Source organism: Peptostreptococcaceae bacterium, from assembly GCA_016649995.1.
GTDB lineage: Bacteria > Bacillota > Clostridia > Peptostreptococcales > BM714 > BM714.
Genome location: JAENWJ010000017.1, coordinates 1 through 20,989 on the forward strand (window position 1 = coordinate 1; position 20,989 = coordinate 20,989).

Consider the following 20,989-nt stretch of genomic DNA (forward strand, 5'->3'; position numbering starts at 1 on the left):
GCTAACCATAATATAGATACCCATAACTAATAGTTGGTAACAAAAACTCCGACGAAAATAATGGGATACAAACATCCCGCCAGATGCCTGTATCCCATTATTTGCCTTAAATTCCTTCTTCCAAAGCATTTTCCGAAAACGTTATCGTTTTGCTTTTCCCCTCGTTTCGAAGTATTTTCTTGTCAACAATGCCACGATAGTTAGCAGCCTATTTCAATTTCTCTACAATCACAAGATAATTGAAACAACCTTTCCATCAATACCCTCTGACAAAGATCTTCGGTCGTTCTACAAATTTTCGGGTTCTTTCTTGAAATACAATCTTTCTGATTTTGTTTCCAAATCATCTATCTCTTTTTCGAATGATTCGAGTTTTTCAACAATATTATCAATTTCTTTTCCCGGAATATTATAATATAAGAATAAATCCTCGAATTTTTTTAGCGTTTTATTTAGCGTTCTGCTAATGTTAATGAATTCTTCAATGTTATGGCTTTTCAAAGCACTCTTGAACTGCTCTACATCCACTTCAATAATGTCGATTACATCCTGCTCCAATTCAAATTCCTTGATTGGCATAGGATACGGTTTAATTCTTTCGAGAAAATAATTTCCTTTTTTATTCACATTGTACACATATTGAATTTTAAACCCGCTTATATCGAAATTTACATAACATAGTTTGCTGTTTATTACCTGCACCTTCGCTCCCATCTGCTGTAACTTCATAGTATGTTGCGTTATTTCTGCATCTAAAAACTTTCTCATGATTTACGCCTCCTTAAAAATAAAACACCGCAAGATATACGCTTGAAATTGATATGCTGACCAACATGATTGGAAATCCTGTTTTCATATATTTTGCAAAACTTAATTTATAGCCATGTTTTTCGAGCATTCCGCCAACTATAACGTTCGCAGAAGCTCCGATCAATGTCCCGTTTCCTCCAAGACATGCTCCAAGAGCCAACGCCCACCATAGCGGCGTTACATTTAAAGATGCCAGCACCGCTATGCTCTTGATAAGTGGAATCATTGTTGCAACAAAAGGTATATTGTCCAAGAAAGCCGATGCAATAGCCGAGCCCCATAAAACAAACATGGTTGTTGCAAATAAATTACCGTTTGTAATGTCAAGCAACTTGGATGCTAAAAAATCGATGATACCAACTTCTTGCAATCCTCCAACCAATATAAACAATGCTACGAAAAAGAAAATTGTCGGCCATTCAATTTCAATCAAAACTTCTTCCGGATCTATTTGGGAAATCACAAGCAAAACCGATGCCCCAAGCAATGCAATCGTTGCGGAGTCGTAACCAAGCGACTGATGGAACATAAACCCTACAATTGTCATAGCCAGTACAAACAGGCTTTTCTTTAGCAATGCCAAATCCTTGATAGCTAATTTTTCGTCAAAAGCCATTATCTTTTTTTTCTTTACTTCATCAACATGAAAATTATTGCTACCCGTATATTTCAAAATCAAAATTGTCACAATAAATATAACAAGCACTACCGGCCCCAAATTTAACAGGAAATCCGTGAATCCCAATCCTGCCGCACTTCCGATCATAATGTTCGGTGGATCGCCAATGAGTGTTGCAGTCCCTCCTATATTTGCAAACAATACCATCGGAATCAAGAATGGTGTCGGATTCATTTCCAATGTGTCCGTAATAACTAGAGTGACAGGGACTACGAGAAGAATCGTAGTCACATTGTCCAATAACGCCGAAAAAACCGCTGTTATAATCGAGAAAACGACGATTATTTTCCAAGGATCGCCCTTCGCAATTTTTGCAGCTCTTATTGCCACGTATGTAAATATGCCGCTTCGCTTCATTATATTAACGACTATCATCATACCAATCAATAAACCGATAGTATTGAAATCGATATGATTTATTGCCTCTTCCTGGTTGATTATATTAAAAATCATCAATAAAACCGCTCCCAAGAGCGCTATCGAAGTTCTATTTATTTTCTCTGATATTATTATAATATATGTTGTTACAAAGATTAATACTACTATTAATATATGATTTAATTCCACTGCTCTACACCTCATTCAGTAATATGTTGTTGTCCCCTTGCCAAAACCGCATTTTTTATGACCCTTAGTTTTTTGTTTTATCAATCCATTTCAATTTGCCTAATGAATAATCCCATTGATTCGGACATTTATTTTTACGTTCAACCCTTCTTTCCGACCTTATGATTAATTTAAAACAACGTTGTTTATTATATGCTTCTCGTTTCCAATGTCAATGCAGATTATTATACATTTATTAAACTGTAAGGTTCATTAAATACATATGCCTTCTTTTATAAGGTTAAAACAATCCACTCCTATGCTCGAATAAAAAAGGCAGACCCGACTTAATTATTAAGTCAGGTCTGCCTTTTCTGATTTGCTGTGCATTTCAAACCTTACAATTCGAAATATCAATACGTCCTCAGTGATTTTCTAATTTCCAACTCAACTATTTTAAATATCTATCTTTGAGGATATAATTTTTTTATTGCAATAATAAGGATATTTCAATGTTAAGCTTCTTTTTTCTTCTTAGAATAATATCGCTTTTTATTTTTGCTGCCCTCGCTACTTTTTGAATAACTTGTTTCTTTATCACTTTTACGCTTAAATGCAGATTTCCTTGGTGTTAAAGATTTTTTGACAGATGCCTGTCTTGAAGCAATTGGCATTTCTATTAGCGGGTAGGGATGATCTTCAACTACAAGTACTTTTTTAGCTATCAGATTTTGAATGTCTCGCAGCATAATCTTCTCTTCTTGATCGCAAAAGGAAATAGCTATTCCCCCAAGACCTGCTCTCCCGGTACGACCTATTCTATGGACATAAGTTTCCGGAACTTCCGGCAAGTTATAATTAAACACATGTGATAATTCATTTATATCAATTCCGCGAGCTGCAATATCCGTTGCAACCAAGACTCTTGTTTTTTTATCTTTAAAATTCTTTAAAGCCAATTGTCTTGCGTTTTGCGATTTGTTTCCATGAATCGCTTGGGTTTCGACTCCAGCCTTCAATAAAACTTTTACTATTTTATCCGCTCCATGCTTTGTTCTTGAAAATACCAATGCTGAAGCTATAGACTCGTTTTTCAACAAATGAATTAATAAGTCTGTTTTATTTTTTTTGTTCACGTAATAAACTGACTGTTCTATGATATCAACCGGCGAAGATACCGGTGTTATCTCTATCTTAACCGGGTTCTTCAGTAGATTGTCTGCAAGTTTTGAAATTTCAGCAGGCATGGTTGCAGAAAAAAACATGGTTTGTCTCTCATCAGGAATATGTTTAATGATTTTTTTTACATCTTGAAACATTCCCATATCCAGCATGCGATCTGCCTCATCAAGTACAAAGTTTTCAATATTATTCAAGTTGACAAACTTTTGATTTATTAGGTCAAGTAGTCTACCTGGCGTTGCAACTAATATATCTATTCCAATCCCTAGATATTTAGTTTGAGGATTTTGTGATACCCCTCCATAAATAACCAGTGTTTTAAGCCCTAGATTTCGACCATAAATTTTAAAGCTATCATTGATTTGAATTGCAAGTTCTCTCGTAGGCGCTAATATTAATGCCCTTATTTTTCTTTTTCCTTTTGTCTTTTGGGGTTTAGCTAAAAGCCCTTGCAAAATTGGTATTGCAAATGCCGCCGTCTTTCCGGTACCAGTTTGCGCACATCCCAATAAATCCTTTCCTTTAAGCAAGGGCGGTATAGCCATTTCCTGTATGGGTGTCGCTTTAGTGTATCCAATATTTTTCAAAGACTTTTGTATCGGTTCAATTACATTTAAATTTTCAAATAACAATATTATTTCTCCTTTTGATTCTTATTTTGATTATTTTTTACAGTCACATTTGACTGAGATTATCTTATTTCTCTTGTTCAAAATTAAAAATCTCTCGCTTTTCAAGAGATTTTTCTTATTTCGTCGCAAATTCACTTGATTAGTAGTTTTGCAATTTCATCCACAAAATGATGATCCAACTATTTATACTATCATTTTTGTTCATTGCTGTCCAGTCATTGGCAAATTATATTATAATCTCAGTGTATATTCTTGCACAAGATATATGTGAATGTCAAACAACAGACTCAAATATATAGTGATCCCATGCTTAAATCGGAACTTCGAAAAGGAGAGCGATGAGCAAAACCAAATGAAGTGAAAACATATTGCACACTCAATTCTTTTCTTCTTGATTTAAGGCATTACACGGCAAATGGCGGTTTGACGAAACTGCTTAGGGGTAATGGTATATATAGGCATATATATTGAATGAGGAGGCTTTGAGATGAAGAGAAAAGTATACAGCGCTGAAGGGGCCGTAGCAATAGGATCATATTCCCACGGTGTGGCCGGGAATTGATGGCCAGGAAGCTGAATATTACGTAGATATACAGATTGAAGCGAAAGAATACGGAAATGATGCGGTTGTAGCCGCAGGATCGGCGGAAATCATTTGCAGGAATGGATTTTATTCTGTATTGATTGAATGAGATAAGAAAAGGAAGGAGCAATATCATGGAAGAGAAAAAAGGAATCGGCTTGACGGTGGCTGGATTGTTTTTGATCAATGTGGCCTTTTGGCTTCTGATTGCTTCGTACAATCGAAGAAAGAAGACCGGATGAAACGCATAACAATCGAGTGGATATTGTACGACTTGGATAGGCCTGCTTGACCGGAGAAAGCATTGGTTAAAGCCGGCATCAAGAAAGGAAAGGAGCGGATTTTTTCCGCTCCTTTTCGCGTACTATAAGTTATTTACACTTGTGGTACGCCATTTTTATGTGATTACCGGGAACGATTCCCCTATTGCTTTATTATATCGAACAAGGTGCCTGCCCCCTTGTCCGTACAAAATTAAATCGAGATCCCTTGAAATCCCAGACAACCAAATAAAGCTTTTCTGGACCAAGTGTATTGGTTTGAAAAAAAGATGGTAATTTCAAAGGTAAGTCCTCAAATTTCGTCTTCCATTTCATCCTCACCATAGTTGAATTTCACATCAAATAAATGTATGATTTAGTCAACAGGAAAAAACTTTAACTAAAAATATTCACAGCACATGTCAGGTTATATGTATAATGACGCAGGATTTTTTTGACTGTCATTTATTACGCACTTTCAAATAAGAACAGGAGAATTAAATGATACGAATTAGTAATCTTAAAATAGGAATCAATAAGGTGGTCAATCATGATTCAGAAAGACTCGCTTTGAAAAACGCAATCCTTTCTAAATTGATGATTAGTCCTAAAGACTTGATTAATTTTAAAATAGTCAAACAATCCATCGATGCCAGAAAAAAAGATGCGATTGTTTACATCTACACCGTTGATGTTTCAGCAAAAAGAGAAAATAATCTTCTCAAAAGATATGGCAAAAACGGCATCGAACGAACCCCGAATTTAACCTCTGATGAAGTGCAAACAGGAAATGAAAAATTGCTTCAGCGACCAGTCATCATTGGCATGGGACCTGCCGGTCTTTTTGCTGCTTTAACCCTAGCTAAGCATGGCTATGCACCCATTGTTCTTGAACGGGGAGACGATGTTTATACTAGGACATCCCAAATTAGTGCCTTCTGGAAAACTGGGACCCTCAATACCAAAAGCAATATGCAGTTTGGAGAAGGTGGCGCTGGAACCTTTTCGGACGGAAAACTAACAACCTTAATCAATGACAATCGCTGTCGTCGCATCTTAAAAGCCTTTATTGAAGCCGGAGCACCAGAAGAAATACTGTATTCGGGCAAACCGCATATCGGAACCGATCTTCTGCGTGAAACCATAATAAATATCAGAAAAAAAATTATCGCAGCTGGTGGAGATGTAAGGTTTAAAGCAAAAGTGACTGACTTTATTATTGATGATGGTTTTCTTTCTGGACTTGTAATTAATGATCAGGAGAAAATCCACTGTTCGATTGCTTTGCTCGGGATCGGTCACAGTGCTAGGGACACGTATGAAGTATTGCATCATAGCGGCATTGCGATGACTCAAAAACCTTTTTCCATCGGTGTGCGAATTGAACATCCTCAAAAAATCATTGACCAAGCACAATATGGTGTTTTTGCAGGACAGCCTGGATTGGGAGCAGCGGATTACAAACTTTCCTACCACTCTGAAAATGGTCGATCGGCCTACACCTTTTGCATGTGCCCTGGTGGCTATGTCGTTGCAGCCGCTTCTGAAGAACAAGGAGTTGTTACCAATGGCATGAGTGAACATCGCAGAAACGGTGAAAATGCTAATTCAGCCTTGCTTGTGGGGGTAAAACCCTCTGATTTTGGCAGTGATCATCCTCTGGCAGGGATCGAATTTCAACGGAAATGGGAACGCCTTGCCTATGATCTTGGTGGCAAAAATTACTATGCACCAGTACAACTAGTCGGCGATTTTCTGGCTGATAGAACCAGTACCACCTGGGGCAAGGTAAGGCCCACCTATAAGCCAGGCCTTACATTTGCACCACTGAAAGACTGTTTACCAGATTATGTCATAGCAACTATGAAAGAAGCCCTTATTCATTTCGATACTAAACTTGCAGGCTTTGCCATGAAGGATGCCGTTATGACCGGTGTGGAAACCAGAAGTTCCTCCCCGTTAAGAATTACTCGCAACGAAAATAATGCCTCAAATATTCACGGTCTCTATCCGATGGGAGAAGGCGCCGGCTATGCCGGGGGTATTATGTCTTCTGCAGTGGATGGCCTAAAAACAGCAGAAAAAATCATGAAAAATTATGCTCCTTTTAACTAGGATGGTTAAAATATTTTTCAAACACATAAAAAAGCTCTGAAATTACCTTAAATAGGTTGTTTCAGAGCTTTGTCATGCTTATTATTATCAGCATTCCAACTTTTTTAGCTGAAGTTATTCATCATTTGGAGCAAATTTCATCTATCCTACTTTGCATACCCAGATATAGCGCAAAAAATCACCCTTTTCATTTTTCCTTATTTTACAGCTATCTATTATTTCGAGATTTTCCTTTACGATTTCATCTCTTATATCCTCTGCCGAAACCAATACGATTTTTTTTGATATTCTTTTAGCGTTCCTAATTATTTTCAATTGATTTTCATCATTTTTAAAGCTGCAATTACCATATGGAAGATCTACAATGGAAGCATCAAAACTGTCATCTATATCCTGAATATCTCCAGTAACAACCTTAACTTCATAGTTAAAGTGTTTCAAGTTTTCTCGAGCATTTTCAGCAATTTTACTATTTATTTCCCACCCTGTAATATCATATCCTGCCCAAACACCTTCTAATAGTACAGTCCCGACACCACAACATGGATCTATTAATCGTTTGGATGTATCGCCATTCCCCGCAATATTTATAAGAACTTTTGCGGTACTTAGACCTAAAGAACTAGAATACGAATTCGGTTTATTCTTGTGCACTTTCCAATAAAGACTTCTCTCTGCTAATTTTCCAAAGTACCAGTTCCCCTTGTAAAAAGTGATCCCAAATGTATTTTTAGGTGCAGCGAAACAAGGAAACCCCTCGATAATAAGACCTATTGCTTTGCAATACTCTCTTCTTTTCTTGAAATGCGGGTCGTCTTTTCCCAATTTCACATATTTGACCTTGAAATCCGATGCCGCTATCTTATCTTTCGTTATCGACTCTATGATTTCTAAAAACGTGGAAGCTTTGTATATAATCTCCAACCTGTTTTTTAAAAATGGGCTTACGGAAGGATGAACTTTCCTACTTTCAAAAAAGACTTTTTCTTTCAAATCAAATTTAAAAAGGGATCGCACTTCAATTTCGCAACTTTCTTTTTCATAAATAGGATAGTTCAAGTTGTAGATGAACCGCTCTGTTTTCATTTGCATCACCTCATGGTTTATCTGATGTTGCTAATTCCTGGTTTTGTCTGCACCTCCACCTCCGACATAGACGGATCTGAAAGTCAAAAACAACATAATCACTGCGGACGGTTTGTCTATTGTTTTATTTTATCGGACAAGGTGCCTGTCCCCTTGTCTTATTTGCGATAGCAGTGACCACTAGTCTACATGTGTCATAAGGGTCACAGATTCTACTTTTTCTTGTAAACATCCTTTCTGTTACCTACTTGCACAACAACAATTATAACTCGCTTGTCTTCTATTTTGCACAACAACCTAAAATCACCTATTCTGTATCTCCATTTACCTTTATGATTACCTACAAGTGGCTTTCCTAAGGATCTTGGATTTATATCACCCACTAAATTTTTTTCGATATAGCCAATAATCATAGCAGCTGTATGCTTATCTAGCTTTTTTAATGTTTTAATAGCAATATCAGTAAATTCAACTTCCCAATTCATCATAATCCCAATTTCTTCTTAGTCTCATCTAAGGTATAAACTGCTTTTGTCTCAGCAACTGCTTTATCAAATAATTCAACATCAATTTCATTTTCTATCTTTTCAATAATGGCATTCCTAATTAATTCTGAGACCGATATATTATGAATCGCCGCAAATTTTCTCACTAGTTCATCATCCCTATCATTTAATCTAAGTGAAATTGTAGACATAATTACCACCTCTCTTTGTATTACATTGTATTACAACGTTATATTCTTGTCAAATCTATAAAATGCTAAAATTATTCATCTACTTACTATTCACTATAATCCTATTGTTTATTTATAAAATCATTTGATAATATTGAACAAAAAAGTTCTGAGCAATCTACTCAGAACTTAAAATCCTACTTGAAATCAATTTCCAACATAGTTGGTGTATGGTCTTGTCTTTCACCAGCGTCTAGCATCTCAGATTTAACAAGCTTGTCAGCTAGCCTATTACTAACTAGCCAATAATCAATTCTCCAGCCAGCATTATTGATTTTACTTGTTTTCACCCTTTGTGCCCACCAGGAATATACACCTGTAACATCACCATGAAGATATCTGAAAGTATCTGTAAAACCTTTGTTTAGTAAATTTGTAAAACCTTCACGTTCTTCATCGGTAAAACCTGCTGATCTATGATTATTCTGTGGATTAGCTAAATCTATCTCTTTATGAGCCACATTATAGTCTCCTGTTGCTAAAACTGGTTTCTCTTTATCAAGACTACGAAGATATTTGGCATACTTTTCATCCCAGACTTGTCTTTCTTTCAACCTTTTTAAACCATCTCCTGCGTTTGGAGTATATACCTGCGTAAGATAAAATTCTCCAAAATCCAAGGTCATAATTCTTCCTTCGAAATCCATAGTATCAGGAGCTCCAATCTCAGGATTAATAACCTTAGGAGAATACTTATCCTTATATAAAAACATAGTCCCTGCATAACCTTTTCTAGCCGGTTCCTGAGAACTTCTCCAACTATATGAATAACCTTTGAAAGACTCCGCTAAACTTTCCATATGCTTCTTACTTGGTCCCTTTGCAGGTAATTTCGTTTCTTGAAAAGCAATTACATCTGGATTTTTCTCCAAGATTGTATCAATTACTTTTCTTGTGAGCACCGCCCTATTTGAATCACTTGTTAAGGCTGCATTTAATGAATCAATATTCCATGAAATGAATTTCATTTTATTTCTCCTCATTTTCTTAACCTAATATTTATCATCTTATTTTTCTATTGATATAGCTCTTGCTAATTTTTCGTTTTTTCACTTGCCTCTCGAATACTGATATAATTCATTCGAAACTAATTATACGTTATCCTCAACTTAATGACATTGCCCCATCCCACTGCTTTAATCAGTTCATTCATTCCAGATGCATTGCCTATTATCCATCTTACTTCTATAATATCATTTTTTCTGCAATCAAAAAGAACCGTCCCCATTGATTTAATAGCATCCACAGGTATAGACCAATTTCGTCTTCCCTTTATTCTATTCTGATTTTAAACTCCCAATATTCCAATTTTACTTCATATATGGTATTTAGCAAAATAATTTTTAGCCATGCAAATTTTATAGTGACAGTGAAACCTACGAAAAAACATCTTATTTTCTTGCCAGCAAACAAACCGTCTCCGCGTGCATTGAATCACCTGGAACAGTTTATCAAAATGCTATTTTTTTGTAGATGTTTGTAGTAATACATCTGATCGTCGGCTTCCTTCAATATTTTTTGAAAGTCTAGAGTTTTATCTCCTTCAAAAATACTGTATCCATATGCGACCGTCGGCAAGCATCTGTCTTTTTGACGTTCTTTTGCAAGGTTGTTTGTGATGCTCTTAAGCTGATGTTCAAGCTTATTTAGGTTTGCATCTCTGCGAATAGTATAAAATTCATCGCCACCTACACGATAGCAGCTGCAGTTATCATCAAAAGAATCTCTTATTATCGCCGCCACCTCTTTTAATACCGTATCTCCATATTCGTGCCCATAAGTGTCGTTAATTTCTTTAAAATTGTTGATATCCATAATTATGACGGAAAACTTTTTTTTACCTGCCAACTGTATTGATGCTTTCTCAAAAGCCGCCCGATTGTAAAACTTAGTTAATGTATCAAAACTGCCTTCAAACTCGGATAGTAAAATATAAAGCAAGAGCAAAGACAATGTCACACAATGCCATGAGGAATATACAGATGGAACAAAAAGCTGAATACATGTGCCTGCCACGGTAAAAAAAGACAAGCTGGCTATTTTCCATTTAATTGGATAAAGAAATTTTTGGCCTGTATACAATGTGGCAATAACAAAGAATATTATATTGATAATGTAAACAATAACGAAAAATAAAAAAATACTGCCTCTTTGGTAGTAATTGTTTACATCAACATAAAAGATCAACCCGAACAATGGTGATAACATGACGGCTACAAAATTGAGGATTGTCGGCAGCAAAAATAATTTATGCGTTTGGATAATCTTTGTGTCAAAAATAGCGATTAAAACAATTGGAATAACAGGCGTAAGCGCAAAACCAAGAACATTAAAAAAAATACTAAAGCTACGCATTTCGGCACTTCCCCCACTGACTAATATCGTTCCAACCTCAGATATAATAACAATAACAGTAAAAACAATACCGTATGAAAATGACCTTTTACGCTGTTTGCTCAGAAAATTATTGCTGTGTAATAATCCGAATAGAAAAAAGAGGGCAATTATATCTAATATATATATAACAATATGATTTGTTAGCATCCTATAAATCCTTTCGTTTAAGATTACGTTTTTTGTGTGCAAAGAGGCAACTCAGGTTGCATGAGACGTACATCTGCTTCTTCACAAGCAGTGTTATGGCTTCAATATGCCTTGAGTAGACAATAATGATGTCGTTAGAACCTATTGGTTCCTTGGCGGAGGGTATTCAGCACTAGTTCACAGCCATAGGTTTTCAATGCAAATGCACTTTTCTTGTTTCATTACTGAAATCAAAGGTCTCAAGGGATGTCAAAATTCAATTTACACGCTCCAATCAAATCCTTTAATATAGCCATCTATACAACTTTCACACATAATACGTCTTCTCTAACAAGCATGAAATTCATTCTTACGGTTGAGAATGATGTTGATGTTGATGTTGATGTTGTTTCCAATTAAACATGAATGACTTTTGGATGGCTTTGCCAATCACTAAGTTCTGTTTGCCAGAACCTAGCCCATTCCTTCATATCCTCATATTCCGGATGACTCTGATTCAGCATAATTTCACGGAAGTTCACAAATCCTCCTACTCCACCGACATCCTCAGGTGGTGTTTGCCCAATTGCTTCCATCAAGTACGGTGATTCCTTGTCATGATCCTCGATTACACGCATAAGATGGATTTCATGCTCCCAGTTATCGCCCATATCATAGGTATAGATCATCTGGTTGTGCTCAGGCAAAAAATCTGACAATGTATGCCCTTCCATTAAAATAGCGTCTTCATCGCACTCCAAACTCTCCTCATCTGGAACAACTCTGGCAATTGGGTTATGCATATCACCGCCAAGGATGGTAAAGTCATAAAGGTGGTAACTTTTCCAGCTAAACACCGACTGTAACACTTTATGTAGCTGTTCAAATTTCAGGTCTGCAGGAACGATAATTCTCCGAACGACCTTGTATACTTCTAAATCAAGCGTAACCAGTAATTCAAAAGCACGGTATTTATAAGATTGCTTTCCAATAAGTTCGGTTAGTGCATTAATCATTGCAAGGTAAGGAACAAACCCATCGTTAGTACTACCGGAATAATTCACAAGTCTGTAATTAGAAGTAGCTCCAACCGTATCCCTAAACATTTTTGAGATACCATTGTATTCTCTTCCAACATGAAAAGAGCATTCCGCCCCTGCCTTTGTTACCCACGCCGTTGTCTTTCTATTGTGATTTTTGATAAACTCTACTTCTCCTGCTAGTCGTAAATATTCATCCACAAGCTCTGGGTTTATTTTCATGTACAATAACGTGTTTAAAATGGCCGTTCTCATCATCTCTTCAACATTTTTCAGATTTTTCCGCTTGACTTGGTAAATCGCAACAGTAAAGCGTGTAGCGTTGTTTACCAACACAATCATATCCTCTGTTCTATGATTATGCCACACAGTTGTCCAGTTAGCGGTCCAATAAAAGAGCGGATTCTCATCTTCGTATGCGGATGGAGAATTAACTCCCACAGCATCCGCTAATTTTTTCGTAAGTGCTATCTTCATTTTCTCACTTCCTTCCGGTATCACAAAGTTATCAAAGTATCGTTAATTGCGGCTGAAGGTTTTCATTTTTTATAAAAACGATGATTAAGTTCATGCAAGGCAAGCAGCGGACCCTGATCATACGTTTCTCCTGGATACATCTTTTTCATTTCAAAGAATCTGTCCACTATCCAAGGAATAGTGCCTTCATCCCCTCTTAAGCCAATAATCAGACAAACTAAGGACTGTACATAAGGGCTTCGTATCTCAGCATACCGTTCCTTCAGCAACGAAGAATAATCTTTTTTACTTCTAGCTAGAAGCCGTATTGAATTTTCAATGAAAATATCATAGTTGCTACGTATCAGCTTTTCCGTCACCATAGGTAGGAGCACTTCTTCAAACTCCAATGCTTTTTTAATCAGGTTGACCCGATTAACCCCATCTATTTTTTTACGTAAGAGCTGAAATATCTCTTCAGGGTTTTGTTCTAACTCGATTAGTTCCTTCTCTCGAGTGGTCTGTTCAAGGCGTTCAGCACTTAATCCTACTTGCTGCATCACTATTTCATTGGCTGCATCTTCGACCCCTTCAAATAAAAAGATGCTATAAATAAATCGTTGGGTGGTGTTTTCCAAGTACGGATTATCTCGAAAGAATTTTTTCGTCAGGAGTTGTTTATACACTTTCTCACCTCATAATTTTGATAATTCATTGTAAACTCTTTGCTGCCACTTTCTTAAACTGCTGAATCACTGGGGACGGTTCTTTTTGATTATTCACCCATACTTTCTGTTGCCGCATCTCGAACTATGCTATACGACACTTCCAAAAGCTTTGCTATCGACCTATACGACATTGCTTTTTTTCGAACAATTTTCGCAATCAAAAAGAGTAGTTCCTAGTGATTCTAATCTTCAATCAAAAAGTACCGTCCGAGACCAGTGATTACCGTCCACAAAAATCAAAAAGTACCGTCCCCAGTGATTCTATATATATAACAATATGATTTCTCAGCATCCTATAAGTCCTTTCGTTTAAGATTACGTTTTTTGTGTGCAAAGAGGCAACTCAGTTTAGGGATCAGGTTGCATGAGACGTACATCTGCTTCTTCAGTCGCTCCGCTTCTTCACAAGCATTGTTATGGCTTCAATATGTGTCGAATGCGGAAAGAGATCCACAGGCTGAACTTCTTTTGCGATGTAACCTTTTTTCTTGAGGTAGGCGAGGTCGCGTGCCAGGGTGGAAGGCTTGCAGGAAACATAGATGATGCGCTTGGGCTTCATATGGGCTATGGTGTCGAGGACTATCTCCTCGCAGCCTTTTCTGGGCGGGTCTACTACTACTACGTCCGCGCGGATTCCGCTCTCGTATAGTCTTGGAACGACCTTTTCGGCTCTGCCGGAATGGAACTCGACGTTTGTTATTCCGTTTAGTTCTGCGTTATGGTTTGCATCATCGACTGCGGGTTTTACTACTTCTATACCGTAAACTTTCTTGGCCTTTTGGGCGAGGAAAAGGGATATGGTTCCGATTCCCGAGTATATATCGAATACTATGTCTTCCTTGCCTATATCTGCATATTCGAGGGCCTTAGCGTATAGAACCTCTGTCTGCTTTGTGTTGACCTGAAGGAAGGACAGAGGCGAAAGCTCGAATGCAAAATCGCCGATATAGTCGGTGATTCTTCCACTTCCGAAAAGGACTTTTGACTCGGGCCCTGTGATTACATTTGTTCGTTTGCTGTTTATATTCTGTATAACTGTCTTAATCTGTGGAAACTTGGATGTAAGGAGTGCAACTATAGCCTTTTTCTTGGGGAAATCTGCTCCGTTTGTGACTAAAACAGCCATTATGTCCCCAGTCCTATAGGAATTTCTGAGGATAAGATGCCTGAGGACTCCCTTGTGGACAACCTCGTCGTATATGGAATAATCCACGCTATTTAGGTATTCCCTCAAATCTTCGACTATTTCGTCGTTTGCAGGATTCTGTATGAGGCACTTTTTAATATCCACTATCTCGTGGGACTTTTTTCTATAGAAGCCTATGACAACTTTTCCGTTCTCTTTTCCAAATGGAAGCTGGGCTTTATTTCTGAAGTGGAAGGGATTTTCCATTCCAAGGGTCTCTTGCACATTGATTCCGTCAAGCCCGGCTATCCGCTCTAGTGCGGCCTCAACTTTTAGCTTTTTAAATTTTAGTTGCTTTTGGTATATAAGGTTTTGTATCTGGCAACCCCCGCACTCGGGAAAATGGCTACATGGCGGTTTCTGCCTGATGTCGGAGCGTTCCTTTATCTCAATGGGCTTGCCAATGGCATAGCTCTTTTTCATTTTTATTATTTCGACAAGAGCCCTGTCGCCCGGGACGAGTCCGTCCACAAAGACTGTCATGCCCTCGATGCGGCCTACTCCCTCTCCGGAGTCTCCCAAGTCGTGTATTTTTATGTCGTATTTCTTGCCCTCTTTTATGTTAAAGCCCATATCTTCTTACTCCTTTTTCTTTTTACGTGTAATCATTAGAAAAATCTCCGAAAATATTCTATAATGATATTATAAATAAAATCGGAGGGACACATCCATGTTTAAAGCAATATTCAATATACTTCTAATACTAGCTATATGCTTCACCGTATCGATGATTCCACTCAACACAGCATTTTTCAACTCGCCTGCAATAAATGGAGACAATCCTGCCGAAATTTCAACTACCTCCGAATACGAGGTGGTAATAGACTCTGGTGGAGATTCTTCCTCCAACTATGCTCAAGTAGAGTTTACCATTAACGGTGTTTTTAATAAAGATTTTTCTGACGACTTCGTTCTTTTCGATTTCATAATGAATGGGGAAACTGTAAAGACTCTTAAAGCATCAGATTTCGTTTTGGAAAGAGATTCTTCATCCACCGACGGAATTTCAAGCCTTGACTATTCAGTGAATATAGATAAGGAATCTGCCCGGCTTTCATCTGGTGCATATTCTCTTAGAATCTATGTTGCGGATGAATCGGCAATTTCGATGGAAGAAGCTTTCACTGATCTTCTGTATATGCCAAACGGTACTTTCGAATCGGCAAGCTCCATTGAAAACCAATCCGGTTTAATGAATTTCATACTCTACTATCCGGACAATCAGTATATGTATCTTGTCCCTGTCACACGAACTGTCCCCAGACAGGAAAGCGTAGTACGGTATCTTATAAACACTCTTTCAGATGGACCCAAGAGTTCGATGGGCTTAACCGGCGGCTCTCCTATTCCTTTCATACCGTATATATGGGTTTCGGGCAATGTCTCCACTCTCAGCCTTCCGGCGGGAGATTTGGGAGTCTATGATGATGGTTCAAGCGTAAGCCTGTTCGCCGCTGAAGCCATAACAAGAACCCTTAGGGACAATCTTGGTATCGAAGAGGTTCAGGTGCTTATCAATCAGCAACCTGCCGAAACAGCCCTTCACGGAATTGACATATCCACTCCGTGGAAAACCACAGGCGGACCAATGGCGTATATGTGCCTGGAAACAGAAACAGGCAAACTGGTTCTTGCTCCAGCAAAACTCGTGGCCACCAACTATGAGGAAGCCATTGAGCAAATGTTTACGGCTTTTAAAACAGGAACTGCCAATGAAGTCAAATCACCAAATGCTTTTGCCTTCCTGCCATCTTCAGTCGAATTATTGGACTACAAGATAAGCGAAAGCGTAATAACTGTTGATTTAAGTGCCGACATAACGAAGCTGTATGGAGAAAGAACGGATCTTGCAAACATGGCCGTGGAAGCCCTTCTAAATAGCTTAACTACCCTAATGAACGTGGACAAGGTTGTCCTAACTGCAAATGGAATCCCAATTCAATTCGAGGGTTACGACTTCTCGGAGCCTATGGAAAAACCGGCTTTCATAAATCCAGAAAGGTAAAAAAGCAGTAGAAAGTAGAAAGTAGAAAGTAGAAAGTAGAAAGTAGAAAGTAGAAACAAGTACAAAATATAAAAACCCAAGAAACAAAAACAAATCAAGCTGCCCAGGAATTTTTCCACAGGCAGCTTGATTTATTTATTTATAACAGTTTCCATATGGTACCCAAAGGGCACAGGCATTCGTAGAAATCGGAGATTCTCATCAGTCTGGGTTTTATTGTCCAAAGGTTTTGCTCACATGCTTTAGCATGTCTCTTATGGGAAGGTCGTACGGGCATCTTGATTCACAGAGTCCACACTCTACGCAATCCGACGCATGCTTTGGAAGGCTGTCGTATCGTCCCTGGGCCCAATCATTCATTTTGTATCTAATGTGATAACCCTCGAAGCTGAATAGTGTTGGTATGTCTATTCCTTGTGGGCAAGGCAGGCAATAGCCGCAACGCCTGCAGAAGTGGTCACCCAAATCCATTTTTATGTTTTCGAGAATCTCGAGTTCTTCCGCCTTGAGAGGCTTGTATTCGTTTCCAACTGCCGCATTTCTCACAACCTGATCAACGCAGTCCATTCCCGGTATTGCCACTGTTATGTTTTGATTATTTAATATATATTGTATGGACAATTCACCCTTTTCCATGGCTCCGCCTGCTATAGGCTTCATGCATATTACTCCTACATTCTGCTTAGTTGCCTGCTCGAATACCGGCTCGCCTTGGCTTTCTATATAGTTGTAAGGGAATTGAATTGTTTCAAACTTATCTATTTTCAAGGCCTCCATGAGTATATCAGCGCTGTGGCATGTTATGCCAATGTGCCCTATCTTTCCTTCAGCCTTTGCTTCCTCGAGGGCCTTATAAGCTCCATTTTCACCCATTATGGTTTCAAGCTGCTCCGTATTGCGAACATTATGGAATTGATAAAGGTCTATAAAATTAGTCCTAAGCATTTCCAAGCTTGTTTCCACTTCTTTTTTCATTGTCTCGTAATCCCTAGCCGGAGATTTTGTTGCTAAAATCACCATGCTCCTCAGGTTGTTGTTCTCAAGCGCAGTTCCTATATAGTCCTCGCTTACTGAATAACCCCTGGCAGTATCTATGAAGTTGATTCCGTTGTTGCATGCTTCAACTACAAGAATCTCAGCTTCTTCTCTGGTAATTCTCTGGATTGGTATCCCTCCGAAACCTACAACCGATACCTCAAGTCCTGTTCTCCCCAAAGTTCTCTTAATCATTTTTTCCCTCCTTCATTGCTTCGATGAGTATTTTCAAGCATTCGTTTTCTGTTCTGTTTACACGAACAGGCTTCAGATTTCCGTCCACTATACCGTGTAGGGTAAATCCTTCGGCAAGCTTTTTGCCTGTGTCGTAATTTACTATTTCGTATGCAACCCGCATCCGTACTCCCTTAAATTCTGCAAGCCATACCTTAATAAGGATTTCGTCGTCATAGTATGCGGGATAAAAATGCTTGCATCCCGATTCAATAACCGGAAATATAATGCCCGAGCTTTCAAGTTTTCTATAGTCGCAGCCCAGCTCCCTCAGAAACTCGGTGCGTCCTATGTTGAACCATTTGTAGTAGTTGGCGTGGTAGATAACGCCCATCTGATCCGTTTCGTCGTATCTTGCTCTTATCTTTACTGTGGTTTCCAATACTGCCTCCTAAATTACCCTCGTTTTTCCATTATATACGAGTCCCCTTATGCAATCAATTGTTACTATCTGTCCTGTCAGCAGTTTCTCTACGGCGTCACGCGCTCCCACTATTACCGGCAGCCCTAAGCTAAGCCCCACTATTGCCGCATGTGACGTGTACCCGCCTTCTTCTACTATTAATCCTGATGATTTTTCAACGGCATGCATCATATCGATATCGGTATTTTCGCATACCAGTATGTCTCCTGCTTTAAATCCTTCAAGCTGCTTCGCGTCTCGCGCCGCAAAAACACTTCCGGTTACATGATTCTTTCCGATTCCTGTTCCCTTTATGAGTATTTCACCAACTATGTGTACCTTCATTACATTTGTCGAGCCCGCAACTCCTACTGGAACACCGGCAGTTATTATTATTAGTTCGCCGTCTTTTATATACCCTGCCTCTTTGGCTTTCTTGATGGCTTTATTGAATATGTCGTCTGTAGAATGCCCCTCTGTAGTAGATACTGAATATACCCCCCAAAGTAGCGCCATTCTCCTTCGAACTTTTTCGGAGCTTGTTGCAGCTATTATTGGAGCCTTTGGCCTAAATTTGGATACCATGCGTGGTGTGTATCCGCTTGATGTAGTCGTTATTATAGCAGTCGCATTAAGGTCAAGCGCAGTGCTGCAGGTTGCATGGCTAACTGCATAGGTTACACTTTCGGTCTTAAGCTTTCTTCGTTCTTCCAAGGCCTTTCTGTAGTCTATGGATTCTTCTGTTATTCTCGCTATATTCACCATTGTTCTTATCGATTCCAATGGGTATTTACCGGCGGCGGTTTCTCCCGAAAGCATTATTGCATCGGTGCCGTCGAGTATAGCGTTTGCTATGTCTGTAGCCTCGGCCCTTGTGGGCCTCGGATTCCTTATCATTGAATCGAGCATCTGGGTAGCCGTTATTACAGGCTTGCTCTGATTGTTGCACTTCCTTATTATCATTTTCTGGACCATAGGGACTTCCTCGGTCAGAATCTCTACGCCTAGGTCTCCGCGGGCAACCATAATTCCCTTAGACGCCTCGATTATCTCGTCTATATTGTCCACGCCCTGCCTGTTTTCAATTTTAGATATTATATTTATGTCGCCAGCTCCATTGTCCTCAAGCACCTTAAGAATAGCATTGACATCATCGGCCTTTCTGATGAACGAAGCCGCAATATAGTCTATGTCGTTTTCTATTCCAAACATTATGTCGGCTATGTCCTCATCTGTTAGTGCAGGTAAATTGATTTGAACATCGGGTATGTTTATACTTTTTCGGTTTTTGAGAATCCCGCCGTTTAAAACGCGGCACATAATACTTTGGGAGTCTTTTATCTCCTCAACTTCAAGTTCTATGAGGCCGTCATCAATCAGTATCTTTGAGCCAACTGAGACATCTCCAGGCAGCCCTTCATAGGATACAGACGCCATTTTATCATTCCCGAGTATGTCACGCACCGTTATTTCGAAAAGTCCGCCAGTTTCCAGCTCTGCATAGCCGTTCTCAAAAAGCCCGGTTCTTATTTCAGGGCCCTTTGTGTCGAGCATTATGGCTATTGGAATGTCCAGTTCACGCCTAACTTCCTTTATCATTTCTATGCGCTTTTTATGCTCATCGTGTGTGCCATGGGAAAAATTCAGGCGAGCTACATTGAGCCCGGCTTTTACCATTTCCGTGAAAATAGCCTTGTCTTCGCTGGCAGGTCCGATTGTGCATACGATTTTTGTTCTTCTCATGAACTGCGCCCCCTCTATTTTGAAAGAATGCCTATAAGACGGTAATACTCCTCATCTGTAACCTTTTTATAGTCGAATACTTTTTCGATCGGAACATCTATAATCTGGCCGTTCTTTATTCCAACAGCCATTCCGTAGCGCCCCTCCATAAGCAAATCTATTGCTCTTGCCCCTAGCCTCGCTGCCAATATCCTGTCAAAGGCTGAGGGAGACCCTCCTCGCTGCAGATATCCAAGTATTGAAACGCGTGTTTCATAACCCGTTTTAGTCTTGATTTCCTCTGCAAGCTCGTACGGTTTGCCTACCCCTTCGGCAACTATTATGAGGCTGTGTATCTTTCCGCGATTTCTGCATTCAATTATTTTTCGGCATATGTCATCCGTGTCGTAGTATATTTCAGGTATGATTACATTCTCAGCTCCGCCGGCCAATCCGGCATGAAGAGCTATGTCTCCGCAATGCCTCCCCATGACCTCCACGATGTTTATGCGTCCATGGGAAACGGATGTATCCCTTAGGTTTGAAATGGCATCGACAACCGTATTTACTGCCGTATCGAAGCCTATGGTTACATCTGTATATCCAAAGTCGTTGTCTATTGTCCCGGGTAATCCAATAACGGGTACTCCGCTCTCGCTAAGCTTCTGAAGGCCCTTGTATGTACCGTCTCCCCCTATTGCAACGAGGGCTTCCAGATCGAAAATTTTAATAATTTCAAGCGCTTTCTTGAAACCCTCCTCAGTCTTGAACTCCTCACTCCTTGAAGTCTTTAAAAAAGTTCCTCCACGGTGGATTATATCGCCCACAGAGGAAAGGTCCAAGTCACGAATATCTCCTTCGATGAGTCCCGAGTAGCCCCTCTGTATTCCTGCAACAGTAAGTCCCATGTACTTTCCGTAGCGCACTATTGCGCGTAATGCCGAATTCATTCCCGGAGCGTCTCCTCCGCTTGTAAATACACCTATTTTTCTAATCATTTCACAGCACCTCGATAATCAGTATTTTTT

Annotated in this window: 19 protein-coding genes; 3 read left to right on the forward strand and 16 right to left on the reverse strand. The window is 39.1% G+C overall.

Annotated features, from left to right (window positions below; genetic code table 11):
- Positions 1 to 288: 288 nt before the first annotated feature.
- From JJE29_04680 to JJE29_04690, 3 genes are all read right to left on the reverse strand, one after another.
- Entirely contained in the window at positions 289 to 768 is a 480-nt protein-coding gene (locus JJE29_04680) for a hypothetical protein (GenBank protein ID MBK5251911.1), read from the reverse strand.
- Positions 769 to 781: 13 nt separating this feature from the next.
- Positions 782 to 2,041 (reverse strand): ArsB/NhaD family transporter, encoded by a 1,260-nt coding sequence (locus tag JJE29_04685; GenBank protein ID MBK5251912.1) that lies wholly within the window; start codon positions 2,039 to 2,041, stop codon positions 782 to 784.
- A gap of 509 nt (positions 2,042 to 2,550) precedes the next feature.
- Entirely contained in the window at positions 2,551 to 3,849 is a 1,299-nt protein-coding gene (locus tag JJE29_04690) for a DEAD/DEAH box helicase (protein MBK5251913.1), read from the reverse strand.
- Positions 3,850 to 4,394: 545 nt separating this feature from the next.
- Here JJE29_04690 and JJE29_04695 point away from each other — a divergent pair.
- A complete protein-coding gene (locus tag JJE29_04695) occupies positions 4,395 to 4,541 on the forward strand; it encodes a hypothetical protein (GenBank protein ID MBK5251914.1) in 147 nt (48 codons plus the stop codon).
- 652 nt (positions 4,542 to 5,193) lie between these two features.
- The gene (locus tag JJE29_04700) at positions 5,194 to 6,807 is read left to right on the forward strand and encodes a hypothetical protein (GenBank protein MBK5251915.1); all 1,614 of its coding nucleotides are present in this window, start codon (positions 5,194 to 5,196) and stop codon (positions 6,805 to 6,807) included.
- 141 nt (positions 6,808 to 6,948) lie between these two features.
- Here JJE29_04700 and JJE29_04705 read toward each other — a convergent pair whose 3' ends face one another.
- From JJE29_04705 to rlmD, 9 genes are all read right to left on the reverse strand, one after another.
- Positions 6,949 to 7,800, reverse strand: a complete 852-nt coding sequence (locus JJE29_04705; protein ID MBK5251916.1) for a methyltransferase domain-containing protein — start codon at positions 7,798 to 7,800, stop codon at positions 6,949 to 6,951.
- Positions 7,801 to 8,105: 305 nt separating this feature from the next.
- Positions 8,106 to 8,378 carry a type II toxin-antitoxin system RelE/ParE family toxin gene (locus JJE29_04710; protein ID MBK5251917.1) on the reverse strand — a complete coding sequence of 91 codons (273 nt, stop codon included), beginning with the start codon at positions 8,376 to 8,378 and terminating at the stop codon, positions 8,106 to 8,108.
- Positions 8,378 to 8,590 (reverse strand): CopG family transcriptional regulator, encoded by a 213-nt coding sequence (locus JJE29_04715; protein MBK5251918.1) that lies wholly within the window; start codon positions 8,588 to 8,590, stop codon positions 8,378 to 8,380. The genes JJE29_04710 and JJE29_04715 overlap by 1 nt, the downstream gene beginning before the upstream one ends.
- A gap of 176 nt (positions 8,591 to 8,766) precedes the next feature.
- Positions 8,767 to 9,597 (reverse strand): exodeoxyribonuclease III, encoded by an 831-nt coding sequence (xth, locus tag JJE29_04720; GenBank protein MBK5251919.1) that lies wholly within the window; start codon positions 9,595 to 9,597, stop codon positions 8,767 to 8,769.
- Between the two features lie 119 nt (positions 9,598 to 9,716).
- A complete protein-coding gene (locus tag JJE29_04725) occupies positions 9,717 to 9,857 on the reverse strand; it encodes a hypothetical protein (GenBank protein MBK5251920.1) in 141 nt (46 codons plus the stop codon).
- A gap of 206 nt (positions 9,858 to 10,063) precedes the next feature.
- Complete coding sequence (locus tag JJE29_04730) at positions 10,064 to 11,173, reverse strand: diguanylate cyclase (GenBank protein MBK5251921.1); 1,110 nt, start codon at positions 11,171 to 11,173, stop codon at positions 10,064 to 10,066.
- Between the two features lie 395 nt (positions 11,174 to 11,568).
- Positions 11,569 to 12,669 carry a plasmid pRiA4b ORF-3 family protein gene (locus tag JJE29_04735; GenBank protein ID MBK5251922.1) on the reverse strand — a complete coding sequence of 367 codons (1,101 nt, stop codon included), beginning with the start codon at positions 12,667 to 12,669 and terminating at the stop codon, positions 11,569 to 11,571.
- A 62-nt stretch (positions 12,670 to 12,731) separates the two neighbouring features.
- The gene (locus tag JJE29_04740; GenBank protein MBK5251923.1) at positions 12,732 to 13,334 is read right to left on the reverse strand and encodes a hypothetical protein; all 603 of its coding nucleotides are present in this window, start codon (positions 13,332 to 13,334) and stop codon (positions 12,732 to 12,734) included.
- A 427-nt stretch (positions 13,335 to 13,761) separates the two neighbouring features.
- Positions 13,762 to 15,135 carry a 23S rRNA (uracil(1939)-C(5))-methyltransferase RlmD gene (gene rlmD, locus JJE29_04745; GenBank protein ID MBK5251924.1) on the reverse strand — a complete coding sequence of 458 codons (1,374 nt, stop codon included), beginning with the start codon at positions 15,133 to 15,135 and terminating at the stop codon, positions 13,762 to 13,764.
- A 97-nt stretch (positions 15,136 to 15,232) separates the two neighbouring features.
- On the opposite strand from rlmD, the gene JJE29_04750 reads away from it, so the two are divergent.
- Positions 15,233 to 16,567, forward strand: coding sequence for a GerMN domain-containing protein (locus JJE29_04750; protein MBK5251925.1), 1,335 nt, complete (start codon positions 15,233 to 15,235; stop codon positions 16,565 to 16,567).
- Between the two features lie 213 nt (positions 16,568 to 16,780).
- On the opposite strand, the gene JJE29_04755 is transcribed toward JJE29_04750, so the two are convergent.
- The 4 genes from JJE29_04755 to pfkA are packed head-to-tail and all read right to left on the reverse strand — an operon-like array spanning position 16,781 to position 20,956.
- Entirely contained in the window at positions 16,781 to 17,797 is a 1,017-nt protein-coding gene (locus tag JJE29_04755; GenBank protein ID MBK5251926.1) for an aldo/keto reductase, read from the reverse strand.
- Positions 17,790 to 18,218 (reverse strand): acyl-CoA thioesterase, encoded by a 429-nt coding sequence (locus JJE29_04760; protein MBK5251927.1) that lies wholly within the window; start codon positions 18,216 to 18,218, stop codon positions 17,790 to 17,792. Before JJE29_04760 ends, JJE29_04755 begins: the two co-directional genes overlap by 8 nt.
- Before the next feature lie 9 nt (positions 18,219 to 18,227).
- Complete coding sequence (pyk, locus tag JJE29_04765; GenBank protein MBK5251928.1) at positions 18,228 to 19,982, reverse strand: pyruvate kinase; 1,755 nt, start codon at positions 19,980 to 19,982, stop codon at positions 18,228 to 18,230.
- A gap of 14 nt (positions 19,983 to 19,996) precedes the next feature.
- A complete protein-coding gene (pfkA, locus tag JJE29_04770; GenBank protein MBK5251929.1) occupies positions 19,997 to 20,956 on the reverse strand; it encodes a 6-phosphofructokinase in 960 nt (319 codons plus the stop codon).
- Positions 20,957 to 20,989 lie beyond the last annotated feature (33 nt).

Coding starts and splice junctions, on each gene's coding strand:
- JJE29_04725 (MBK5251920.1), bottom strand. CDS start 9,857: ATGGGGACGGTTCTTTTTGATTGCAGAAAAAATGATATTATAGAAGTA.
- JJE29_04710 (MBK5251917.1), bottom strand. CDS start 8,378: ATGAATTGGGAAGTTGAATTTACTGATATTGCTATTAAAACATTAAAA.
- JJE29_04750 (MBK5251925.1), top strand. CDS start 15,233: ATGTTTAAAGCAATATTCAATATACTTCTAATACTAGCTATATGCTTC.
- JJE29_04755 (MBK5251926.1), bottom strand. CDS start 17,797: ATGATTAAGAGAACTTTGGGGAGAACAGGACTTGAGGTATCGGTTGTA.
- JJE29_04735 (MBK5251922.1), bottom strand. CDS start 12,669: ATGAAGATAGCACTTACGAAAAAATTAGCGGATGCTGTGGGAGTTAAT.
- pyk (MBK5251928.1), bottom strand. CDS start 19,982: ATGAGAAGAACAAAAATCGTATGCACAATCGGACCTGCCAGCGAAGAC.
- JJE29_04680 (MBK5251911.1), bottom strand. CDS start 768: ATGAGAAAGTTTTTAGATGCAGAAATAACGCAACATACTATGAAGTTA.
- xth (MBK5251919.1), bottom strand. CDS start 9,597: ATGAAATTCATTTCATGGAATATTGATTCATTAAATGCAGCCTTAACA.
- JJE29_04730 (MBK5251921.1), bottom strand. CDS start 11,173: ATGCTAACAAATCATATTGTTATATATATATTAGATATAATTGCCCTC.
- rlmD (MBK5251924.1), bottom strand. CDS start 15,135: ATGGGCTTTAACATAAAAGAGGGCAAGAAATACGACATAAAAATACAC.
- JJE29_04715 (MBK5251918.1), bottom strand. CDS start 8,590: ATGTCTACAATTTCACTTAGATTAAATGATAGGGATGATGAACTAGTG.
- JJE29_04700 (MBK5251915.1), top strand. CDS start 5,194: ATGATACGAATTAGTAATCTTAAAATAGGAATCAATAAGGTGGTCAAT.